The organism is Clostridium sp. D43t1_170807_H7 (genome assembly GCF_015555905.1).
Classification (GTDB): Bacteria; Bacillota; Clostridia; order Clostridiales; family Clostridiaceae; genus Clostridium.
This window is the reverse complement of the sequence record NZ_JADNLK010000013.1, coordinates 61357-82609: the sequence shown is the minus strand read 5'-3', so window position 1 is coordinate 82609 and position 21253 is coordinate 61357. Positions and strand designations below refer to the sequence as shown.

Annotated in this window: 18 protein-coding genes; 17 read left to right on the top strand and 1 reads right to left on the bottom strand. The window is 28.9% G+C overall.

Translation table 11 applies throughout. The features are described from left to right. The 12 genes from I2E98_RS10065 (at position 1) to I2E98_RS10010 (ending at position 15270) form a co-directional block, all read left to right on the top strand. A complete protein-coding gene (locus I2E98_RS10065) occupies positions 1-783 on the top strand; it encodes an SDR family oxidoreductase (RefSeq protein WP_195468787.1) in 783 nt (260 codons plus the stop codon). Between the two features lie 11 nt (positions 784-794). Then, complete coding sequence (locus I2E98_RS10060) at positions 795-1598, top strand: HAD family hydrolase (protein WP_195468786.1); 804 nt, start codon at positions 795-797, stop codon at positions 1596-1598. 550 nt (positions 1599-2148) lie between these two features. Beyond that, positions 2149-3198, top strand: a complete 1050-nt coding sequence (locus I2E98_RS10055) for a carbamoyl phosphate synthase small subunit (RefSeq protein WP_195468785.1) — start codon at positions 2149-2151, stop codon at positions 3196-3198. Positions 3199-3211: 13 nt separating this feature from the next. Next, a complete protein-coding gene (carB, locus tag I2E98_RS10050; protein WP_195468784.1) occupies positions 3212-6421 on the top strand; it encodes a carbamoyl-phosphate synthase large subunit in 3210 nt (1069 codons plus the stop codon). 184 nt (positions 6422-6605) lie between these two features. Continuing rightward, complete coding sequence (locus I2E98_RS10045) at positions 6606-6908, top strand: hypothetical protein (protein WP_195468783.1); 303 nt, start codon at positions 6606-6608, stop codon at positions 6906-6908. Between the two features lie 120 nt (positions 6909-7028). After that, positions 7029-7805 (top strand): glutamate racemase, encoded by a 777-nt coding sequence (murI, locus tag I2E98_RS10040; RefSeq protein ID WP_195468782.1) that lies wholly within the window; start codon positions 7029-7031, stop codon positions 7803-7805. A gap of 156 nt (positions 7806-7961) precedes the next feature. Then, positions 7962-8234, top strand: coding sequence for an STAS-like domain-containing protein (locus I2E98_RS10035; RefSeq protein WP_195468781.1), 273 nt, complete (start codon positions 7962-7964; stop codon positions 8232-8234). Between the two features lie 203 nt (positions 8235-8437). Then, positions 8438-8962 (top strand): peptidylprolyl isomerase, encoded by a 525-nt coding sequence (locus I2E98_RS10030; RefSeq protein ID WP_195468780.1) that lies wholly within the window; start codon positions 8438-8440, stop codon positions 8960-8962. A 128-nt stretch (positions 8963-9090) separates the two neighbouring features. Continuing rightward, entirely contained in the window at positions 9091-9465 is a 375-nt protein-coding gene (locus I2E98_RS10025) for a DUF3783 domain-containing protein (protein WP_195468779.1), read from the top strand. After that, positions 9458-10132 (top strand): helix-turn-helix transcriptional regulator, encoded by a 675-nt coding sequence (locus I2E98_RS10020; protein ID WP_195468778.1) that lies wholly within the window; start codon positions 9458-9460, stop codon positions 10130-10132. The genes I2E98_RS10025 and I2E98_RS10020 overlap by 8 nt, the downstream gene beginning before the upstream one ends. 178 nt (positions 10133-10310) lie before the next feature. Next, a complete protein-coding gene (locus I2E98_RS10015; RefSeq protein WP_347708028.1) occupies positions 10311-13874 on the top strand; it encodes a S8 family serine peptidase in 3564 nt (1187 codons plus the stop codon). Between the two features lie 64 nt (positions 13875-13938). Further along, on the top strand, positions 13939-15270 hold the full coding sequence (locus tag I2E98_RS10010) for a peptidoglycan-binding domain-containing protein (protein ID WP_195468777.1): 1332 nt from the start codon (positions 13939-13941) through the stop codon (positions 15268-15270). A gap of 593 nt (positions 15271-15863) precedes the next feature. Here the strand turns inward: I2E98_RS10010 and I2E98_RS10005 are convergent. Next, complete coding sequence (locus I2E98_RS10005; protein WP_195468776.1) at positions 15864-16922, bottom strand: transporter; 1059 nt, start codon at positions 16920-16922, stop codon at positions 15864-15866. 144 nt (positions 16923-17066) lie between these two features. On the opposite strand from I2E98_RS10005, the gene I2E98_RS10000 reads away from it, so the two are divergent. The 5 genes from I2E98_RS10000 to I2E98_RS09980 all read left to right on the top strand — a co-directional run bounded on the left by I2E98_RS10000 (position 17067) and on the right by I2E98_RS09980 (position 21180). Then, complete coding sequence (locus I2E98_RS10000; protein WP_195468775.1) at positions 17067-18149, top strand: hypothetical protein; 1083 nt, start codon at positions 17067-17069, stop codon at positions 18147-18149. 154 nt (positions 18150-18303) lie between these two features. Next, positions 18304-19230, top strand: a complete 927-nt coding sequence (locus I2E98_RS09995) for a TIGR01212 family radical SAM protein (RefSeq protein WP_195468774.1) — start codon at positions 18304-18306, stop codon at positions 19228-19230. A 223-nt stretch (positions 19231-19453) separates the two neighbouring features. Continuing rightward, entirely contained in the window at positions 19454-19999 is a 546-nt protein-coding gene (locus tag I2E98_RS09990; RefSeq protein WP_243251049.1) for a sigma-70 family RNA polymerase sigma factor, read from the top strand. Beyond that, complete coding sequence (locus I2E98_RS09985; RefSeq protein ID WP_195468773.1) at positions 19992-20726, top strand: hypothetical protein; 735 nt, start codon at positions 19992-19994, stop codon at positions 20724-20726. The genes I2E98_RS09990 and I2E98_RS09985 overlap by 8 nt, the downstream gene beginning before the upstream one ends. Before the next feature lie 25 nt (positions 20727-20751). Then, entirely contained in the window at positions 20752-21180 is a 429-nt protein-coding gene (locus tag I2E98_RS09980) for a DUF2752 domain-containing protein (RefSeq protein ID WP_195468772.1), read from the top strand. Positions 21181-21253: the final 73 nt, after the last annotated feature.

The window sequence follows — 21253 nt, the reverse complement described above, 5'->3', positions numbered from 1 at the left end:
ATGACTGATAGTAATATAAGATATACGTTAATAACAGGTGCATCTACAGGAATAGGTTATGAATTATCAAAGTTATTTGCAAAAGATAAACATAATTTAATTTTAGTTTCTAGAAATAAAATTAAATTACAATCTGTAAAGAATGAATTATTAAAATATAATATAGATATAAAAATCCTAGGATTGGATTTAGCAAGTAGTGAAGATATTAAAAGTTTATTTAGTTATATAGAAATAAATAAATTAAATGTAAATATTTTAGTTAATAATGCTGGTATAGGAACCTTTGGAGATTTTAATGATATTGAGTGGGAAAAGGAAGAAGCGTTAATAGATATAAATATAAAGGCATTAACGCAATTAACAAAATATTTTTTACCTAAAATAGTAGAGTGTAAAAATGGGGGAATTTTAAATGTTGCTTCTACTGCAGCTTTTTGTTCAGGGCCAAGAATGGCTGCATATTATGCATCAAAAGCATATGTTCTTAACTTAACAGAAGCTATATATGAAGAATATAAAGATAATGGAATAAAGATATCGTGTCTTTGTCCAGGACCAGTTAAGACCAGTTTCCAAGGTAAGGCTGGTATTAAGAAAAGTGAAGCTGCTAAGAAGTATTTAATGGATGCAGAAGAGGTAGCTAAGGTTTGCTATAAGGATTTTAATAAAGGAAAGCTCATTATAATTCCAGGAATGAAAAATAGATTATTAGTTATGGGAAACAAGATTTTACCTAGAAGTATTTCAAGAAAGATAATACTAAAGACTAATAGAAAATAAAGGAGAAAAATATGGGGATTTTTGATGGATATTTATTAGTTTCAGATATGGATGGAACACTTTTAAATAGTAAAGGAAAATTATCGGAGGAAAATAAAAATGCTATAGAGTATTTTGTAAATAATGGAGGACAATTTACTTTAGCTACCGGACGTATGTTACCTTCTATAAAGAGACATATTCATAAAATGAAGGTTACACTTCCTGTAATTATGTATAATGGAACAAAAGTTTATGATTTTAATAATGATGAAGTAATTTGGGAAAAGTTTTTAGAAGAAGAGCGAAAAGAAATAATTAGAGTAGTTAATGAAATTAATCCTAATGTAGGAATAGAAATATATAGTGACGAAATAGTATATATTTATCAAGCATGTAAAAAGACAGAAAGATTTAGCAAGCTAGGTTATGATGTAATTTATAATCTTGATGATAGTATCTGGAATAAGAAATGGACTAAAGCCTTGATTGTAGGGGAAAGAGAAGAATTAGATTTTGTTGAAACATATTTAAGAGAAACATATGGAGATAAAGATATTGTAAGAAGTTCAGATGTATATTTAGAAATAATACCAAAGGGAGTATCAAAAGGACAAGCTTTAAAAGAACTAGTAGTACATAAGGGACTTGAGGAATTTAAGATAATTTCTGTTGGGGATAATATGAATGATGTTGAATTATTAGAAGAAGCTCACTATGGATTTTGTATAAGCAATGGCAGTGAGAAACTAAAGAAAAGATCAAAATATCTAGCACCTAGTAATGATGATAATCCTATTGAATTTATAATAAAATGGTTACAGGAATTAAAATAATTGCAAATTTTAATATTGGATAAAGCTATTGAGGTTAACACTTTCAATAGCTTTATCTTTAAATATTTATAAAAATATAACTTTATTGCATAAATATTTGAAGAAATGTATAATTATAAAAATAAACAGCTAAATATTTGAAATAAAGGTGTTAGATTAACTAATTATACAAAAAGTGACGAATATGACTATTTTATTCTTGACATTAATTCGTGTGCCATATAGAATAATATACAAAGATATAGAATAAGTTAATTAGTTAAAAAGTACACTTTAAATTGGTCCAGAGAGGCCAGAAAGGAGTATGTAGGTATGTTATACGTAAATAGCAATAGTTACATCGATTTATCAAAGGAATTTTCTAAAGTTAATTTTAAATATTATAAGGATAGTATGGAGAGATTACATAGTTAAATGTCTCCCTACTATCCTTTTCTGTTATTTTCACTAATATATGGTGAATTTAATAGGTAAACTATATTTAAAGTTAAGGAGCTTTTAGAAAGTGTATTTTTAGCTGTTATATACATAAATTTCAGGAGGGCTAGGAATGAAAGCAAGGCTTATATTAGAAAATGGTATGACTTTTGAAGGTAAGGCATTTGGATATTTAAAAGATAGCGTAGGAGAAGTTGTATTTACAACAGGAATGACTGGTTATCAAGAAGTATTAACAGATCCATCATACTATGGACAAATTGTAACTATGACATATCCGTTAATAGGAAACTACGGAATAAATTTAGAGGATAATGAATCAGAGGCACCAAAGGTAAGAGGATTTATAGTAAGAGAAAAATGTAGCTTCCCAAATAATTTTAGATGTGAAATTGGATTAGAAGATTATTTAAAACAAAATAAAATAATTGGATTAGAAGGAATAGATACAAGAGCTTTAACTAAAGTTTTAAGAAATAATGGAACTATGAAAGGAATTATTTCATTAGAACATGAAAACTTAGAAGAAGTAGAAGAAAAGATTAAAGCTTTTTCAAATAAAGAAGCAGTTAGTATAGTTTCAACAAAGGAAACTTACACAATTGATGGAACTGGCAAGCATGTTGCAATAATGGATTTTGGAATAAAATCTAATATAATAAGAAATTTCAAAAAGAGAAATTGTAAAATAACAGTTTTCCCAATGACAGCTACTGCAGAAGAAGTATTATCAGTAAATCCTGATTTAGTATTTTTATCAAATGGCCCTGGGGACCCAGAGGATTTAGGAACTGTAATAGAAAATATTAAGAAGATTGTTGGAGTTAAACCTATAGTTGGTATTTGTTTAGGACATCAATTATTAGCATTAACTTTAGGCGGAAAAACTACTAAGTTGAAGTTTGGACACAGAGGATGTAACCATCCAGTAAAAGACTTAGAAAGAAACAGAGTTCATATTACTTCTCAAAATCATGGGTATGTAGTTGACGAATTACCAGAAGGAGTTGTAGCAACACATATAAATATCAATGATGGAACAATAGAAGGTATGAAACATACTACTTTACCAATATACTCAGTTCAATTCCATCCAGAGGCTGCAGCAGGTCCAAAGGATAGTGAATATATATTTGACAGATTTATGGAATATGCACTATAGGAGGGTTTAGAAAATGCCATTAAATAAAGATATTAAAAAAGTTTTAGTTATAGGATCAGGACCAATAGTTATCGGGCAAGCTGCAGAGTTTGATTATTCAGGAACTCAAGCATGCCAAGCGTTAAAAGAAGAAGGAATAGAAGTTGTATTAGTTAACTCTAATCCAGCTACTATTATGACTGATAGAGAAGTTGCAGATAAAATTTATATAGAACCATTAACATTAGAATTCGTTGAAAAAGTAATAGCAAAAGAAAGACCAGATAGCTTACTTGCCGGTATGGGAGGTCAAACAGGACTTAATCTAGCAGTTGATTTACATGATGCAGGAATATTAGAAAAATATAACGTTAAAGTTATAGGAACATCAATAGCTTCTATCAAAGAAGGTGAAGATAGAGAGTTATTTAGAGATATGATGCACAGAATCAATGAGCCAGTTATTACATCTGAAATAGTAACTGATATGGAAGCGGGAATGGCTTTTGCAAACAAAATTGGTTACCCAGTTATAGTAAGACCAGCTTATACATTAGGAGGAACTGGTGGTGGAATAGCTGAAAATGAACAAGAATTAAGAACTATTCTTGCATCAGGATTACAATTAAGTACTATAGGGCAAGTTTTACTAGAAAAGTCAGTTAAAGGTTGGAAAGAAGTAGAGTACGAAGTAATGAGAGACTCTTATGGAAACTGTATAACTGTATGTAATATGGAAAATATTGACCCAGTAGGTATTCATACAGGAGATAGTATAGTTGTAGCCCCATCTCAAACTTTATCAGATAAAGAATATCAAATGCTTAGAACTGCATCAATTAACATAATTAATGCAGTAGGTATCGAAGGTGGATGTAATGTACAATTTGCTTTAAATCCGAATTCATTTGAATATGCAGTTATAGAAATTAACCCTAGAGTTTCTAGATCTTCAGCTTTAGCATCAAAGGCTACTGGATATCCAATAGCAAAACTTGCAGCTAAGATAGCTTTAGGATACGGATTAGATGAAATTAAAAATGCAGTAACTCAAAAAACTTATGCATGCTTTGAGCCAACATTAGACTACGTAGTAGTTAAGATTCCAAAATGGCCTTTCGATAAATTCTTTACAGCTGATAGAGCTTTAGGAACAAAGATGATGGCAACTGGAGAAATAATGGCTATAGGTGCTAACTTAGAGTCAGCATTATTAAAAGGTATCAGAAGTTTAGAAATAGGAAAATATTCTTTAGACCATCCAAAGTTTAAAGAAATGAGCATACAAGAATTAAAAGAAGCTGTAATGAAGCCAGATGATGAAAGATTATTTGCTCTTACAGAAATGATAAGAAGAGATTATAGAATTGAAAGTATAGCTAAGATTACTGGAATAGATATATTCTTCTTAGAAAAATTCAAATGGATAGTTCATGAAGAAACTAGATTGAAGTTAAGCAAAATAGATGATTTAGATAAAGAATGGTTATTAAACCTTAAGAGAAAAGGATTCTCTGATAAAGCTATAGCTGACATGTTAAAGGTTAGTCCAGATGATATTTATAGATTAAGAAGTATTTGGAATATAAAGCCTGCTTATAAGATGGTTGATACTTGTGGTGGAGAATTCGAAGCATTATCACCATACTACTACTCAACTTATGAGCAATACGACGAAGTTGAAGTATCAGATAAGAAAAAAGTTATAGTAATAGGTTCAGGACCAATCAGAATAGGTCAAGGGATAGAATTTGACTATGCATCAGTTCACTGTGTAATGGCATTAAAGAAAATGGGAATTGAAACTATAATAGTTAATAATAACCCAGAAACAGTAAGTACAGATTTTAATATATCAGATAAACTTTACTTTGAGCCATTAACAGAAGAAGATGTATTAAACATCATTGAAAAAGAAAATCCATATGGAGTTATTCTTCAGTTCGGTGGTCAAACAGCAATTAAGCTTGCAAACTTCTTAAAGGAAAAAGGAATCAAAACTTTAGGAACTACAGCAGATCAAATTGATATGGCTGAAGATAGAGAAAAGTTTGAAGAATTACTTGAAAAGTTTAATATAGCTAGACCTAAGGGTAAAGGTGTTTGGACTTTAGAAGAAGGTATAGAAGAAGCAAGAAGATTAAAATTCCCAGTACTTGTTAGACCTTCATATGTTTTAGGTGGTCAAGGTATGGAGATAACTCACGATGAAGAAGAGTTAACATACTACTTAAAGAATGCATTCATGAAGGATAAGAAGAATCCAATTCTTATAGATAAGTACTTAATGGGTAGAGAAATCGAAGTAGATGCTATATCTGATGGAGAAAATATCTTAATACCTGGTATAATGGAACATTTAGAAAGAGCTGGGGTTCACTCAGGAGACTCTGTAACAATGTATCCAAGTCAAAATATCAGTGATGAAATAAAAGCAAAAGTTTTAGATTATACTAAAAAATTAGCTTTAGCTATAGGAATAAAGGGAATGATAAACATTCAATTCATAGAATTTGAAGGAAACCTTTATGTAATAGAAGTTAATCCAAGAGCTTCAAGAACAGTTCCATATATCAGTAAGGTAAGTGGAGTTCCAATAGTAGATTTAGCTACTAAAGTTATGCTTGGAGAAAAATTAGCGGACTTAGGATATGGAGTAAATGTTTATCCAGAACCAGAACTAGTATCTGTTAAGGTTCCAGTATTCTCAACGCAAAAGTTACCAAAGGTTGAAGTATCTTTAGGACCTGAAATGAAATCTACTGGAGAAGTTTTAGGTGTAGGTAGAGATGTTAAAGAAGCTTTATATAAAGGATTTGTTGGTGGTGGAATGTATCCATCAATGGAAAAAGGAAAAATATTAGCTACAATAAACAAACATAATAAAGCTGAGTTTTTACCAATAGCTAAAGATTTAGCTAAGGCTGGATATAGATTTATAGCAACAGAGGGTACTTGTAAATTATTAAGAGAAGCAGGTATTCATGCAGAAGAGGTAAGAAGACTTAATGAAGATGAGCCAAACATATTAGATATTGTTAAGAATAAGGAAGTTGATTTAGTTGTTAATACACCAACTAAGGGTAATGACTCTAAGAGAGATGGATTCTTAATTAGAAGAGCTGCTATCGAGAGAAATATCGGAGTTATTACAGCATTAGATACATTAAGGGCCATTGCTGATGTTAAAGTATCTGAAATTGATAAGAGAGATTTAGAAGTATTTAATATAGCTGAAATTTAGTTAAAAGTTAATTATGCCTTAGGTATTGAAGAGAGGATGTAAAAGCATCCTCTTTTTTTATAATAACAATTTAACATGAATAAAAATCCAATTATTATGTAAAATAAACCAAAAAAATGTTGACTTCGAACGAATGTTCTGATATTCTTTAGTTAAGAAATGAACATTTGTTCGGAGGTGCGGTATGAAAGGTAATAGAGGAATATTCGTAAAAGTTAATTATAAAAATATCGGAGAGCTTAATAGTTTTATTTATGATAGTATGAATGGAATAAATAGAAATAAAGATAAATATGTTATGTGTGCAGGAAAATATAATAAAGATGGATGGACAATGGTTTTTAAGGCTAAGAGTATAAGAGAAGCAGAAGAATTATTAAGTATAAATTCTGCTAGGAGAGAATTAGCTAAAAAGAAAGATTTATTACACTCACAGTTAATTGAAAATGATAGAGTATCAATACCACATTGGATGTGTAATAATTAAGAATTTTTTGTTGAAAGAAAAATACACAATAATTTATGTATTATAATAAATGAAAGTAGATTTACTATTAATTAAGGTATAAAATAAAGTTAAGGAATATATAAATTGGAGTGAGATAACTTGAACAAAAAGGATTTACCAATAGGTTTTTTAGATTCGGGCGTAGGTGGTTTGAGTGTGATGAGAGAAGCCATAAAGATAATGCCTAATGAAAATTATATATATTTTGGAGATTCAAAAAATGCTCCATATGGTGTAAAACCAACAAAAGAGATTAGAGATTTAACATTTAATGTAGTTGAGTTTTTAATGGAAAAAGGGATAAAGGGGCTTGTTGTTGCATGTAATACAGCTACTAGTGCAGCAGTAAGCGAACTAAGAAGAGTATATCCTGATATGCCATTAGTTGGAATAGAACCTGCAATAAAGCCAGCAGTAGAGTTAAATAGAGATGGTAAGATATTAATAATGGCAACGCCAATGACTATAAAACAAGAAAAGTTTAATTTGTTACTTAATAAATATAAAGAAAAGGCTGAAATAGTTCCAATACCATGTGCTGGACTTATGGAGTTTATCGAAGATGGCGTATTAAGCGGAAAAGAACTAGAGGAATATTTAGAAGAAAAATTAAGTTTATATAATAAAGATGATATTAGTTCTATAGTTCTTGGTTGCACACATTATCCATTTGTAAAAGATACAATAGCAAAGATTGTGGGAAGTAATGTTGCTATAATAGATGGTGGAGAAGGAACAGCAAGAGAAATTAGAAGAAGATTAAAGGAAAAAGATTTATTAACAGATAGAGCTGAAACAGGAAGTATAACTATATATAATTCACTAGATGAACAAAGGGTTATTGATCTAAGTTTAAAGTTAATCAACCATAAATAAGAAAAGCGCCAAGAGGCGTTTTTTTATTTATAGCTATAAATAGGAAATTATAAAAAAATAATTGTTAAATAGTTGACAATATTCTGAAGATTGTATATATTATTAGTATAGAAAGAATTTTCAGAAAATTTAAAAAAGAAGAATGGGGTAATGAGTATGAATATAAAGATAAAAGAGTTTTTAGGGGAAAGCTATTCAATAGAAGATGCTATTTTATTAAGAGAAATAGTAAAAAATAATTTGGATGAAGGTGTAACTTTAGATTTTGACGGTTTAGAAAGAATTCCATCAACTTTTTTAATATGTCTATTTAATGATTTGATAAATAAATTTGGACGAGACTATATTTTTAAACAAATTAATGTTAAAAATTTATCAAACTATAGTGATTATTCAAGAGTAGTTTTAGGTACTGCATTTCAACAATAAATTAAACTTTTCAATTCAGTATAATATATTTTAAAGGACAGTCCTTTAGTAATTGTAATTTTCTTAGCCTCAATTTTCGAGGCTTTTTTTCTTTATCTCTTAAAATATATTTAAAAAATAAAAAATTTAATTAAAACATTGAATTACTATATAGAAATATGATAATAATAAATTATACCAAAAAATGAAAGTGAGGTAATTATATGAAAAATCCTATAGTAACTATAGAAATGGAAAATGGAGATATAATGAAAGCGGAGTTATACCCAGAAATAGCTCCAAATACAGTTAAGAATTTTGTTGATTTAATAAATAGAGGATTTTATGATGGATTAATATTCCACAGAGTAATACCTGGATTTATGATTCAAGGTGGATGTCCAGAAGGAATGGGAATTGGAGGACCTGGATATAGTATAAAAGGTGAATTCTCAAGAAATGGATTTGCAAATAATTTAAAACATACAAAAGGTGTTTTATCTATGGCTAGAGCAATGCACCCAGATTCTGCAGGTAGCCAATTCTTCATAATGGTTGAAGATGCACCACACTTAGATGGACAATATGCTTCATTTGGTAAGTTAATAGAAGGATTAGATGTTGCTACAAAGATAGTTAACGCTAAGAGAGATTACAGTGATAAACCATATGAAGATCAAGTAATGAAAAAAGTAACAGTAGAAACTTTTGGTGAAAAGTTTGATGAGCCTGAAATAATAGAAGACTAATATTTCATTAGGGCTAAAACTTTAAGGGCTGTATTAAAATAAATATGTGAATAATTCAGTATGGTTTTCACATTGAATTTTAATACAGCCTTAAATTAAATTTATATGTGTATACTGGGGTGATTGTAATGCTTGATAATAATAAGTGTATTTTAGTATATGGATTATCTAATGTAGAGTTATTGAATTTAAAGGAGTTAGGATATAAAATAATAGAAATAACTCCTGAAATGTGTGAGATGACATTAATGGATGTGTTACTTGGTATGAGATTAGAAATATTCAATAGTAATCCAATTAAAGAAAAGGTAATACTATATAATAATTTATCACAAGATGAACTTAGAAAAGCAATAACGGATACTAGGCAAAATATTAAAGATGGGATATTAGCTGTAGTAACACAGCAATCTATTAATTGGCAAATAAGTTATCTTATTAAGCATTTAAGAGATGAAAAAGAATGGTATTCAAAAGTTAGAAAGGAAAAGAGCAATGAGTAGAGTTGGTGAAAAGATAAAGGAAGCCAGATTAAAGTCTGGTATGACACAAAAAGTACTTGCAAAGAAGTTAGGTGTTGCAGAAAAATTTATAAATGAAGTTGAAACGGGTAGAAGGATTGTACAAGAATCATTTATAGATAAGGCTGCTAAAATCTTAAAAGCAGATTTAAATGATGTAAGTATGGTTGTAACAGATGAAGCATTAATGGAAGAAAGAAAGGCTTATGCTACAATTAATAAGAAGCCAGCAAAGATAGAAACAGAAGAAGTATGGGATAATGCATTTTCATCTGTTTTAAAGAACGTTCCAATTTATGATTATAGTTTAAAAAATGTTAAAGGAAAAATAGAGTTACCTATTCATTCAAATAAAGTAGAAGGTTTTCCTCAAGATAAAGTTATGTATTTAGAGATCCAAGATAATGAGATGTCTGGATTTAGAATGATGCAAGGGGATTTAGCTTTTGCTCATTTAGTAAAGGAAATAAGCAATAATGGAATATTCTTGGTTGATTATAAAGGAAATAGAAAAATAAGACAAATAAAGAGCTTAGGAAATTCAAAGCTACTTCTTGTAAGTAACGGGGGAGCTCTTATGACTGAAACTGTAGAATCTAGAGAAATATCGGTAATTGCAAAGTTAGAAAGAATAGAAATTAGATTATAAAAAGGTGCCAAAGGGCACCTTTTTTATTATATAAATAATAAAATAAAAAACAATATATTAATATGTGGATAGTGTGGATAACTTAATAAAACATGTGGATAACTTTGATATTAATAATAAATTTAATAGTTCAGATATTTTAAATTAAACATATATTGATAAGAGAAATTATTACGAGGTGGTAAACATAGAAGGTAATTTAAATAATTTAGGTATATTAAAGAATATGCCAACATCAATATTATCAAAGCTTAATATATCACATAGCTTTTTAGCAACTAATAATGATTCTGAAATTGAAGTAAGTATAATTTCAGGAGCTTCTCCAAGTGAAATTTCTAAAATAGTGGAAAACTTAAATGGAAAGTATGTTGATTTGGGATATGGATATGGAATAGCAGAAATTCCAATAGAAAATCTTGTTGTTTTAGCAACTAGCCCAGAAATTCAATATATAGAACTACCTAAAAGTTTATATGCAGATGATTATGAAAGTAATAGGGCTTCTTGTATTACACAGTTAAATTTAAGTGAATTTAATGGAAAGGGAGTTTTAATTGGATTTATTGATACTGGAATAGATTATACTCATCCTGCATTTAGAAATCCTGATGGAACAACTAGAATAGAATATATATATGATTTAGATGAAGGTGGAAAGGTATATACTAAGGAGCAAATTAATGAAGCACTTAAATCATCTGATCCATATTCAATAGTTAATTCAACTGATATTACTGGACATGGAACACATGTTGTAGGAATAGCTTGTGCTGGAGGAAAAATAGATAAGCAATATTATGGTGTAGCACCTGAAAGTTCAATAGCAATGGTCAAGGTGGCTAGAAGTAGATTTGCATTAAGTACTCAAATAATGAAGGGAATAAAGTTTCTTATTGATAAGGGAAAAGAGCTAAATATGCCATTAGCTATAAATATGAGTTTAAGTACTAATGATGGAGCACATAATGGTAGTAGTTTGCTTGAACAATATATTTCAACAGTTTCTGCTACTGAAAGAGTAACAATTGTTATAGCAGCAGGAAATGAAGGTGAAGCAGCACATCATGTAGGAGGAACATTAGAAGAAGTAAATGATGTGTATTTTAATATTTCATCAGATGAATCTATAGTTGTAATAAATTTATATAAATCAATATTGCCACAATTAAGTATAGAGTTAATTTCTCCATATGGAATTGGTACTGGTGAAATATTAGTAAAAGAAGGAGTTAATGAAGGAACAATAGGAAATTCTAGATATTCCATATATTTAACTGGACCTAAGCCATTTGATGTAAGTGGAGAAATTGGAATTATATTAACTGGAATTAATGGCTTTGTATCTTCAGGACAATGGAAAATAACATTAAGAAAATTAAATAAATATGACGGAAACTTTGATATGTGGTTACCTATTTCAGAAGGATTAAATGTTAATACTAAGTTTTTAGAACCTGTTGTTTATAAAACATTAGGAATACCTGCCACAGTTAAAAATGTAATATCAGTTGGAAGTTATAATTATTTAGTTGATATTATTTCACCATTTAGTGGAAGAGGAGAAAAATATAATGGACAATATATAAAGCCTGATATAGTTGCACCAGGAGAAGGAATTTATTCTGCTATACCTAATAGGGGATTTGATAAAAAAACAGGAACTTCTATGGCAACACCACAAGTTACAGGTGCCGCAGCTCTTATGATGCAATGGGGAATAGTAAATGGAAATGATCCTTATTTATATGGGGAAAGAGTAAAATATTTTTTAATTCTAGGTTCAAAAAAGACTAGGCAAGATATAGAGTATCCAGATGCAGGCTGGGGATATGGTGAACTTTGTTTAAGAGAAAGTATTAATTTAGTATCTCAAACATTAGGGTTAGGTCTTAGAAATAAAGAGAGTAAAGTTATACTTATGGATGATTATCTTAAAAGAGCAGATGAAATAAATGTGGATTATAATTCAGATAGTAAAGATAAAATTTTCCTTTTAGCTGAAGTTTCAAATCAAGAAGTTTTAAAAAATTTATTGAAAATACAAGATATTGAAGGAGTAATGATATCATCAAATTTTGCGGTGATAATTACACCAGCTGATAAAGTTGACGAAGTAAAAAAATTAGCAATTAGAATAGTTAATATTGAAGTTTCTACTATATTAACATTAAATGATATTTCACCAGTAGAAGCAAGTGGAGCACCTGTATTTAATACCAATCCATATTTAAGGCTTAATGGAAGAGACGTATTGGTTGGAGTAATTGATACTGGAATAGATTATCTTAACAAAGAATTTCAAATGGAAGATGATACAACAAGAATAGTAAGGTTATGGGATCAAACTATTCAAGGAGATAAGTATATATATGGATTAAAATATGGAGTAGAATATACTGAAGATCAAATAAATCAAGCAATAAGTTTGCAAACTTCAGGTGGGGATCCATATAGTATAGTTCCATCTAAGGATGAGATTGGGCATGGTACTAAGGTAAGTGGGATTATTGGTGGAAGAGGAATAAACCCAGATTTAAAGGGAGTTGCCCCAGATTGTAAGTTTGTTATTGTTAAGTTATCTAGAACAACTAAGGTAGAACTTGATGCAGCACTTATTGATAAAATGGATGTGCCATCATATAGCCCATGGAGTGTATTGCTGGGAATAAGATATGTAGTTTCAGTTGCAAGGGAATTAAATAAGCCATTAGTTCTATTTATTCCAATGGGAAGCAATATGGGTTCTCATACTGGAAATGGAATTGATGAAAGTATTATTGATAACTATTCAACTGAAGCGGAAACTGTAATTGTTGTTCCAGTTGGAAACCAAGGAAATACAGATACTCATACTGAAGGAATAATTGAGAAAGCAGGTGATATTAAAGATATAGAAATAAGAATTGGCGAAAGGCAAAAAAACTTACCAATAACAATATGGATAAATAAACCTAATAGAGTTAAGTTATCAATAATATCACCGACAGGAGAAATAATTGATAACATGGAAGCCAAAAATACAAATAATAGAAGAATAAAATTTTTATATGAAAAAACTGAAATGATAGTTAATTTTAATTCACCTGAATTATCAACAGGTGATACACTTATTTTTATAAGAGCATATAATTTAAGACCAGGAATTTGGAAATTTAGGTTAACTGGAGAATATATAGTAGAGGGTAATTATTATGCATGGATACCTCAAAGGGAACTTATAGATGATGAAACTAAGTTTTTAAATCCAGTTGAATATACAACTATTACATTACCAAGTACTTCTAATAATGCAATTTCAGTAGGATATTATAATCAAAATAATAATTCCATTGTATCAGAATCCAGTAATGGTTATACAAGGTATGGAAGTATAAAACCGGATATAGTAGCTGGAGGAAGTAATGCTTTAGTTACTATTCCAGGAGGAGCAACTTCAGTGATGAGTGGATCTTCAGTTGCAGGTGCTGTTGTGGCAGGATGTTGTGCTCTTATTCTTCAGTGGGCAGTTACTGATGGAAATTATCCAGGTATATATTCATCACAAATAAAAACATATATTATAAGTGGAGCAAAGACAAGACCTGGTGATATTTATCCTAATAGGCAATGGGGATATGGAATGTTTGATTTACAAGGTGTATTTGATTGGATACAACAAACATATACACCTAGAATAAATACAGATTTTGAGGAGTATAGAGTTAAAAACTTATTTATTAGAAAGCCTAGAGATTTATAATAATCACTAAATATAATAAAAAAGCATATTAATAATTAATGGATTAATATATTAAGGAGTTATTATGGCTGATAAAGGTAGGTTAAAAATACAATGTTTTGTAGGTGATACTTATATACCTGTAGAGGGTGGTAAGATAACCATAGTATCATCTTCAGGTAAAACGAGTGATAATAAAGAAGTTAACTTAGTTACTAATTCATCAGGAGAATCGCAAGTTATTGAATTAAATGCACCACCACTAGAATATTCACAAGAACCATCACAACCAACACCCTACAGTTTGTATGATTTAAGAATAGATAGGGAGGGGTTTCAAACATTAGTTATTAATGGTGTTCAAATATTTCCAGGCCAAACAGCAATTCAACAATGTCAATTAATAAAATCTGATAGTAGGAATAGCAGAGCAGATGTAATAAATATAGGCCCTAATACATTAAATGGAAATTATCCAGCCAAAATTCCAGAAGAAGTTGATAAGCCTTTACCACCTCCAACTAGTGGAGTTGTACTTCCAAAGCCAGTAGTTCCAGAGTTTATAACTGTTCATACTGGAACGCCAAGCAATACTTCAGCACCTAATTATACTGTTTTGTATAAGGAGTATATTAAAAATGTAGCTTCATGTGAAATATATTCAACTTGGCCAGAAAATACTATAAGGGCTAATGTTTATGCAATAATATCATTTACATTAAATAGAATATATACGGAATGGTATAGGGGAAAAGGAAAGAATTATGATATAACTAATTCTACAGCATATGATCATGCTTTTACTTATGGAAGAAATATATATGATAGTATAAGCGCAGTTGTTGATGATATTTTTTCAAGTTATATAAGAAGAGTAGGTAGAAAGCAACCCTTATTAACACAGTATTGCGATGGAAAGAATGTTCAATGTCCAGGTTGGATGACTCAATGGGGAAGTAAATATCTTGGTGATGAAGGAAAAACTCCTTATGAGATATTAACTAATTACTATGGCACTGATATTGAGTTAGTTACAGCAGATATTGTTGAGGGAATTCCAAGTTCTTATCCGGGATATGACTTAACTATAGGTTCTAGTGGAACTGAAGTTGAAACAATTCAAGAGCAATTAAATAGAATAGCTCAAAATTATCCATTAATACCTAAGTCAGCAGTTGATGGAGTTTATGGATCAAAAACATCAGAAGCAGTTAAAGTATTTCAAAGCGTATTTAATTTACCACAAACAGGAGTTGTAGATTATGCAACATGGTATAAAATCTCAGATGTTTATGTTGGAGTAACAAGAATTGCAGAATTAAGATCATCTATTAAGCAAAGAACATTTGTCCCACCATTATCATTTGATATTTTAAATTCAAAACAAGTACCCAAAATGAACTACTTCGACGACTAGTTGAAAAATATTGCGCACATAGTGAAAACGAAAAATGGAATATTACTTTTCCGGGAAGCGGTGAAATTTTCGCTAAGAATTTATATAATTGATTCCGTAAAATTTACTAAAGATTTTAAACTTGCTAAAGCTTCAAACAGTAAAATCTTCTTAACGCAAATTTACTACATCAATTATTAAATTCTATAGCTTAATTTCAATGCTTCCCTCCAAATTAATATTTCATTTTTTCTCTTCACTATCTTGCTTATTTCCCCCACCTTATAGTTAACGACTTTTGATACAAATTTGTATGACAAGTCGTTAACTTTAGAGGGGTTCAACTTTTCAAAATTGCAGATCTAGGCTTTAAAGCTAGTGATAGAGAAAAATTAATGATATAACCGGAAGGAAGTATTATATAATAAGCCTTAGAATTTAATTATTATTGTAATAAAATTAGCGTTAAGAAGCTGAGGTAAGCGATAGCGAACTTCGAAGCTTTAGCTGATTTTATGGAAATAATAATATAAATTCTTAGCGAAATTATATGACTTAATGGAGGTTATATCATTAATTTTCGGCATCACGGCATTAACACGATAGTTCGCAATTTAGTTAAGGTCTGATTTATGTTTGTAATAGAAATAAATACATTGAGTTATGAATATTAAGCTTAGTAGACCAAAAAGGGGATATAATGTTGAAATTAAATTTGAGAATCCAATTTGAGATATTGGTAAAGCCACTGCTAGAACTATAAAAATTCCCTTTTTAAAGTTAATATTAAAACTTTGTTCTAATGTTTTACTAATTGAGTAAACATCTGAGACTTCGGTAGAGAACATTTCAAGCCAAATTATTACTAGTAGTAGGGCTTGTATAACATTACCGAATCTTTGTGCAACTAAAAGCAATGGTATTTCAAGTTCAAATATATATGGTTGATTAGCCAATAATAATAGGTTAATAGCACCAGATAATAAAGTTAAACCTAAGGCTCCTAATGCAATACCGTAAACCATTGTTTTGGAGCTTTTAGTTTCATTGCTTAATGGAACTAATACACCCGAACAGCAAAGTATGTTATATCCAGCATAAAGTATAGTAGAAATAAAAACACCATCTTTAGGAGGTTCAAAGCTAGATATATATTGCAACGAAATTGAATCTTTACAAAATAAAAAATATAGAACTAGAATAAGAGTAATTGTACATAGTAGGGCAGGAACAATAAATGAGTTTACTTCAATAAGACCTTCAGTACCTCTTAGTAAAAACACACATGCAATACAAAGCATAATTAATGAACCAATAATTTTGGGGATTCCAAAAAATTGATTAATTAAAGCACCACTTCCTGCAAGAATAATTGATGCACTAGAAATTAAATAAAAGGTTGTTATTACTCCTGTTATTTTACCGAGTAGGTTAGGGCTTATTATTTTTAGAACATCACTATAAGAGTTAAGATTATATTTAATACCTATTTTAGCTATTATTGATCCCATCAATACATAAAATACTCCACAAAAGAGTATTCCCAAAAAGCTAGTCACGCCAAAAGAAGTAAAAAATTGAGTAATTTCTTTACCTGAAGCAAGTCCAGCACCAACAACTGTTCCAATAAACACAGCAGCAATTTGAAAAACTTTAGTGAAATCTTTCTTCACGCGTATCCCCCCAATATATTTCTAATATCTAATATATAAACGTTACAGTAGAATTATTCTTTTTTTGTGAATAAGCTATATTTTATTAGGTAAAATAAATTTAAGAGATTATTTATGTGTAATAAAATATGTAAGGAGATTAATATGGTTAGTGTTAAAAGAGTTTTAAGTGGTATATTGGTTTTAACAATTAGTATATTAATTGGTTGTAGTAAAGTGAAAGAAGATAATGAAGTAACGCTAGATTTATTTGATGTATTTAGAGGAAAAGATTTAGCAACAAATTATTTAATAAATATTAGAAATGGTGATATAGAAAAAGCTAATGAGGTATGTGTTAAAGAGTTAGTTGAGAATAATATTAATTTGTCTGAAGGAGTTTCTGATATAGCAGGATTTCAATTAGATAAAACTATAGCAAGTAGTGAATTTGCATATTATATTTTTAATGTTATTAGAGATTCTAATACAGAGCCTAAGAGTGATTTGGAAAGTTACATCATAAAGGTAAATAGAAATGGAGATAATTATAGTGTAAGTGAAATTAAGGCAAAGTCACAAAGAGAATTATATATAAAAAATAATTCTTTAAGAATAATTGGGGAAAAAGGTGGAAAAAGTAGTTTAGTAATAAGCTTAAATAATATTCCTAAGGATACGTATTTAAGAGAGAATAAGATTATGCTATATAAGGAAAAGGTGCCTAACAATAACTTTGGAAAGGTAGTTTTGGGATTTACAGGACAAAAAATAGCTATTTCTACTGTAGATGACAAGAGTGCATTTATTTGTATTGCTTATATTGATAATACATTAATGCAGAATGGTACTGATGATATATCTAGCAGCACAACTTCACAAGGAAGCCAAATCAGTGAATTACAAGAGGTTTTAGAAAAACCTATTACAAGTAAGGTTGTACCTGTAGATTTATTAAATAATGTTCAAATAGAGAATTTTATATTTTCTAAGGAAGATGATAATATAGCTGTTAATTATAAAAATCAAGCAGGTATAGAGAGATTAAATATATATAAAGCAGATGATGGAACTATGATAGATGCTAAATTAGATGATGTTTTTAATAAGAATATATATAATGTTAAGGCTGGATATTTTGATGAGGATAGATTAATGTTTGATGTTTATAAATCTGATGGTACTACTGATGATGTTACAGGTAAATATAGTTTTAATATGAAGAGTGAAGAAATGATTAAATTGTAATTAAGTGATAAGTAATTTATAATATAGTAAAAAATAAAAGAGGTTAATGTTATTATACATTACCTCTATTTTAATTTTGTAATTTAATCTTAAAGCAAGTGGAGTATTAATATAATTAGTTATTAAATATACTGATCAATATAAGGAGAAAAAAATGATAAAGGAATGGAATGGAAAAAGGTATCATAGTTTAAATTATTTCCTAAGAAATAAATTTGGGGAAAAGATATATAAAATATCATTAGATGGGGGATTTACTTGTCCTAATAGAGATGGAAAAGTTGCAAAGGGTGGATGTACTTTCTGTAGTGCAAGAGGATCAGGAGATTTTGCTGGAAGTAGAATATTATCTATTACAGAACAGTTTGCAGATAGAAAAGAAATGATGGAAAAGAAGTGGAAGGATGGTAAGTATATTGCTTATTTCCAAGCTTATACTAACACTTATGCACCAGTTGAAGAGTTAAGAAAAAAATATGAAGAAGCATTAGCTCAAAAGAATGTTATTGCTTTATCTATAGCAACAAGACCCGATTGTCTAGATGATGATATTTTAGATTATCTTGAAGAGCTAAATAAGAAGACTTATCTTTGGGTTGAATTAGGATTACAAACTATAAATGATAAGACAGCTCGTAATTTTAATAGAGGTTATGATTTCGAAACTTTTGATAGTAGTTTGAAGAAATTACAAGAAAGAGGAATAGAAGTTGTTGTACATACTATATTTGGACTTCCTGGAGAAACTAAAGAAGATATGTTAAAGACTGTAGATTATGTTGCACATTCAGGTGCTCAAGGAGTTAAGTTTCATTTATTGCACCTAATGCAAGGAACTAAAATGGTAGAGCAATATGAAAGTGGAGAATTACAGCTTTTAAGCAAAGAAGATTATATTGATTTAATATGTAAGGCGATAGCTATGATACCAGAAGAGATGGTGGTTCATAGACTGACAGGTGATGCTCCAAGACAAAGTTTAATTGGACCGATGTGGAGTTTGAAAAAGTGGGAAGTATTAAATGACATTGATAAGGCACTTGTAGATAATAATATTTGGCAAGGAAAAGATTTTAAATAAAGAAAGCTTTATTAATTTATATTATGTTAAGGAAAGATGTTGTAGCGACTGTGTAAATAATTTTTGTAACAGTCGCTTTTTTATTTATAATAATATTAAGAAAATACTTACTTTCTAATGATGGTAGGTATAAGTTCTATTAATCAAAATCGAAGATTTAAAGTCTTATTTATGGAACAAACAGATTAAACAATAAGTCTAATAGGTGAAGGGAGCGAAGAATTTGGAGGCTTCAGTAGATAATATTAGTAAAGATGAATTAATAATGGAAGTAAAAAGGGCAAAGCGTGGAGATAAAGAAGCTTTTTGTAATTTAATTATATTAAATAAAGTTGCAGTATATAGAGTTGCAAAAGCTATATTAAATAAAGAAGAAGATATAGAGGACGCAGTTAGTGAATCTATATTAAAGGCTTATAAAAACATACAAACATTAAAGGATGAAGCATTTTTTAAAACATGGTTAATAAGAATAGTTATAAATGAAAGTAATAATTTATATAAAAAAAGATTTAAGGAAATAGCTGTAGATAAAGATCACTTTAAAAACATAAAGGTTAATGATAATTATAAAGATTTATCTTTATATAATGCAATTAATTCATTAGATGAGGATTTAAGAATTACTACAATATTATTTTATTTTGAGGATATGAAATATAAGGATATAGCGAAAATTCTTAACGTTAAGGAAGGAACTATAAAATCAAGATTATCTAGAGCAAAAGAAAAATTATATAATATTTTAAAGGAGGAGCTTCATGGATAAATTTGATGAATACTTAAAAAATAAAAGTAAAAGCGAAAATGAAGAATTTGTTTTGCCAAAGTCTTTTGAATGTAAACTTGAAGAAACTCTAAAAAATTTAGATAAAGAAAATAAAAGCAAAACTAATGTATGGTATATGAATAAGAAACTATGGACTATGGCAGCCTGCTTTGCACTTGTATTTTTAGCAGGAGTATCAATAAGATATGGAGTCGATTCAAATAAATTAAGTTCTATAGAGAGAAATTTAGAAAATCAAATTACAGAATATAGTGGAGGAGTTCCAGAAGTTGCCAGTCGTAACGAAGCAGAAGCTAGAGGTATTACTAAAAATGGAGCAACAGAAAAGGAAGTAGAAGAATTTAGTTTACAAGATACCCTTGGTGATGAAATTATAGATTCTAACAACATTAATAAGATAATAATTAAAAATATAGTAGAGGATAATACTTATAAATCTATAGATAATAAGAACGATATAGAAAAGATTATTAGTTTTATAAATAATATTCCAAAGGAAGAAATTCAAAACCAAACTTTAGGAGAGTGGGATTTTTTAATACAAACTAATGGAGTGGAAAGTAATCATACTATAATTATTAAAAATAATATTATGAATATAGATAATAAGTACTATAAAATAAATGCTGAAGAGGTTAATAATTTTAAGGTTATGTATAACGATTTAAATTATGATGAAAATAAAATACCTTATTGTGATTTTTAATTTATAAATGGATTAAGTTTAGGGTATGAATAAAAATTTTAAAGATAATAGTAAAAATATTAAATTAGGAAAGGTATTAATATCAGCTTTATTAGGACTATCTATTATATTTTTCTTTATAAAGAGGTTTGGAAAAGTAACAGGAAGTATTTGTTTAATAAGAGGATTAACAGGAATTCCATGTCCATCATGCGGAATGAGTAGGGCCATTATAGCAGTTATTAATGGTGATATTATAAATGCATTTAAATTTCACCCATTATTTTGGTTACCTTTTGTAGCATTACTACTTATAATTTTTAAAAGAAGATTTTTTAAGAAGATATTAATAGGTTCTATTATTTTAATAATGCTTGTTTATATTTTAAGAATGACAATGCTTTTTCCAAATATAGAACCTATGCAATATAATGAGAGGTCAATACTTAATCAGATTATAGAGAATAAAAACTAATAATTAAAGAAAAGTACTTAATTATGTATATATTAAAAAGTCGGCATAAGCCGACTTTTTCTATTAATTTTAG

Coding starts and splice junctions, on each gene's coding strand:
- I2E98_RS10065 (WP_195468787.1), top strand. CDS start 1: ATGACTGATAGTAATATAAGATATACGTTAATAACAGGTGCATCTACA.
- I2E98_RS10060 (WP_195468786.1), top strand. CDS start 795: ATGGGGATTTTTGATGGATATTTATTAGTTTCAGATATGGATGGAACA.
- I2E98_RS10055 (WP_195468785.1), top strand. CDS start 2,149: ATGAAAGCAAGGCTTATATTAGAAAATGGTATGACTTTTGAAGGTAAG.
- carB (WP_195468784.1), top strand. CDS start 3,212: ATGCCATTAAATAAAGATATTAAAAAAGTTTTAGTTATAGGATCAGGA.
- I2E98_RS10045 (WP_195468783.1), top strand. CDS start 6,606: ATGAAAGGTAATAGAGGAATATTCGTAAAAGTTAATTATAAAAATATC.
- I2E98_RS10035 (WP_195468781.1), top strand. CDS start 7,962: ATGAATATAAAGATAAAAGAGTTTTTAGGGGAAAGCTATTCAATAGAA.
- I2E98_RS10030 (WP_195468780.1), top strand. CDS start 8,438: ATGAAAAATCCTATAGTAACTATAGAAATGGAAAATGGAGATATAATG.
- I2E98_RS10025 (WP_195468779.1), top strand. CDS start 9,091: ATGCTTGATAATAATAAGTGTATTTTAGTATATGGATTATCTAATGTA.
- I2E98_RS10020 (WP_195468778.1), top strand. CDS start 9,458: ATGAGTAGAGTTGGTGAAAAGATAAAGGAAGCCAGATTAAAGTCTGGT.
- I2E98_RS10010 (WP_195468777.1), top strand. CDS start 13,939: ATGGCTGATAAAGGTAGGTTAAAAATACAATGTTTTGTAGGTGATACT.
- I2E98_RS10000 (WP_195468775.1), top strand. CDS start 17,067: ATGGTTAGTGTTAAAAGAGTTTTAAGTGGTATATTGGTTTTAACAATT.
- I2E98_RS09995 (WP_195468774.1), top strand. CDS start 18,304: ATGATAAAGGAATGGAATGGAAAAAGGTATCATAGTTTAAATTATTTC.
- I2E98_RS09985 (WP_195468773.1), top strand. CDS start 19,992: ATGGATAAATTTGATGAATACTTAAAAAATAAAAGTAAAAGCGAAAAT.
- I2E98_RS09980 (WP_195468772.1), top strand. CDS start 20,752: ATGAATAAAAATTTTAAAGATAATAGTAAAAATATTAAATTAGGAAAG.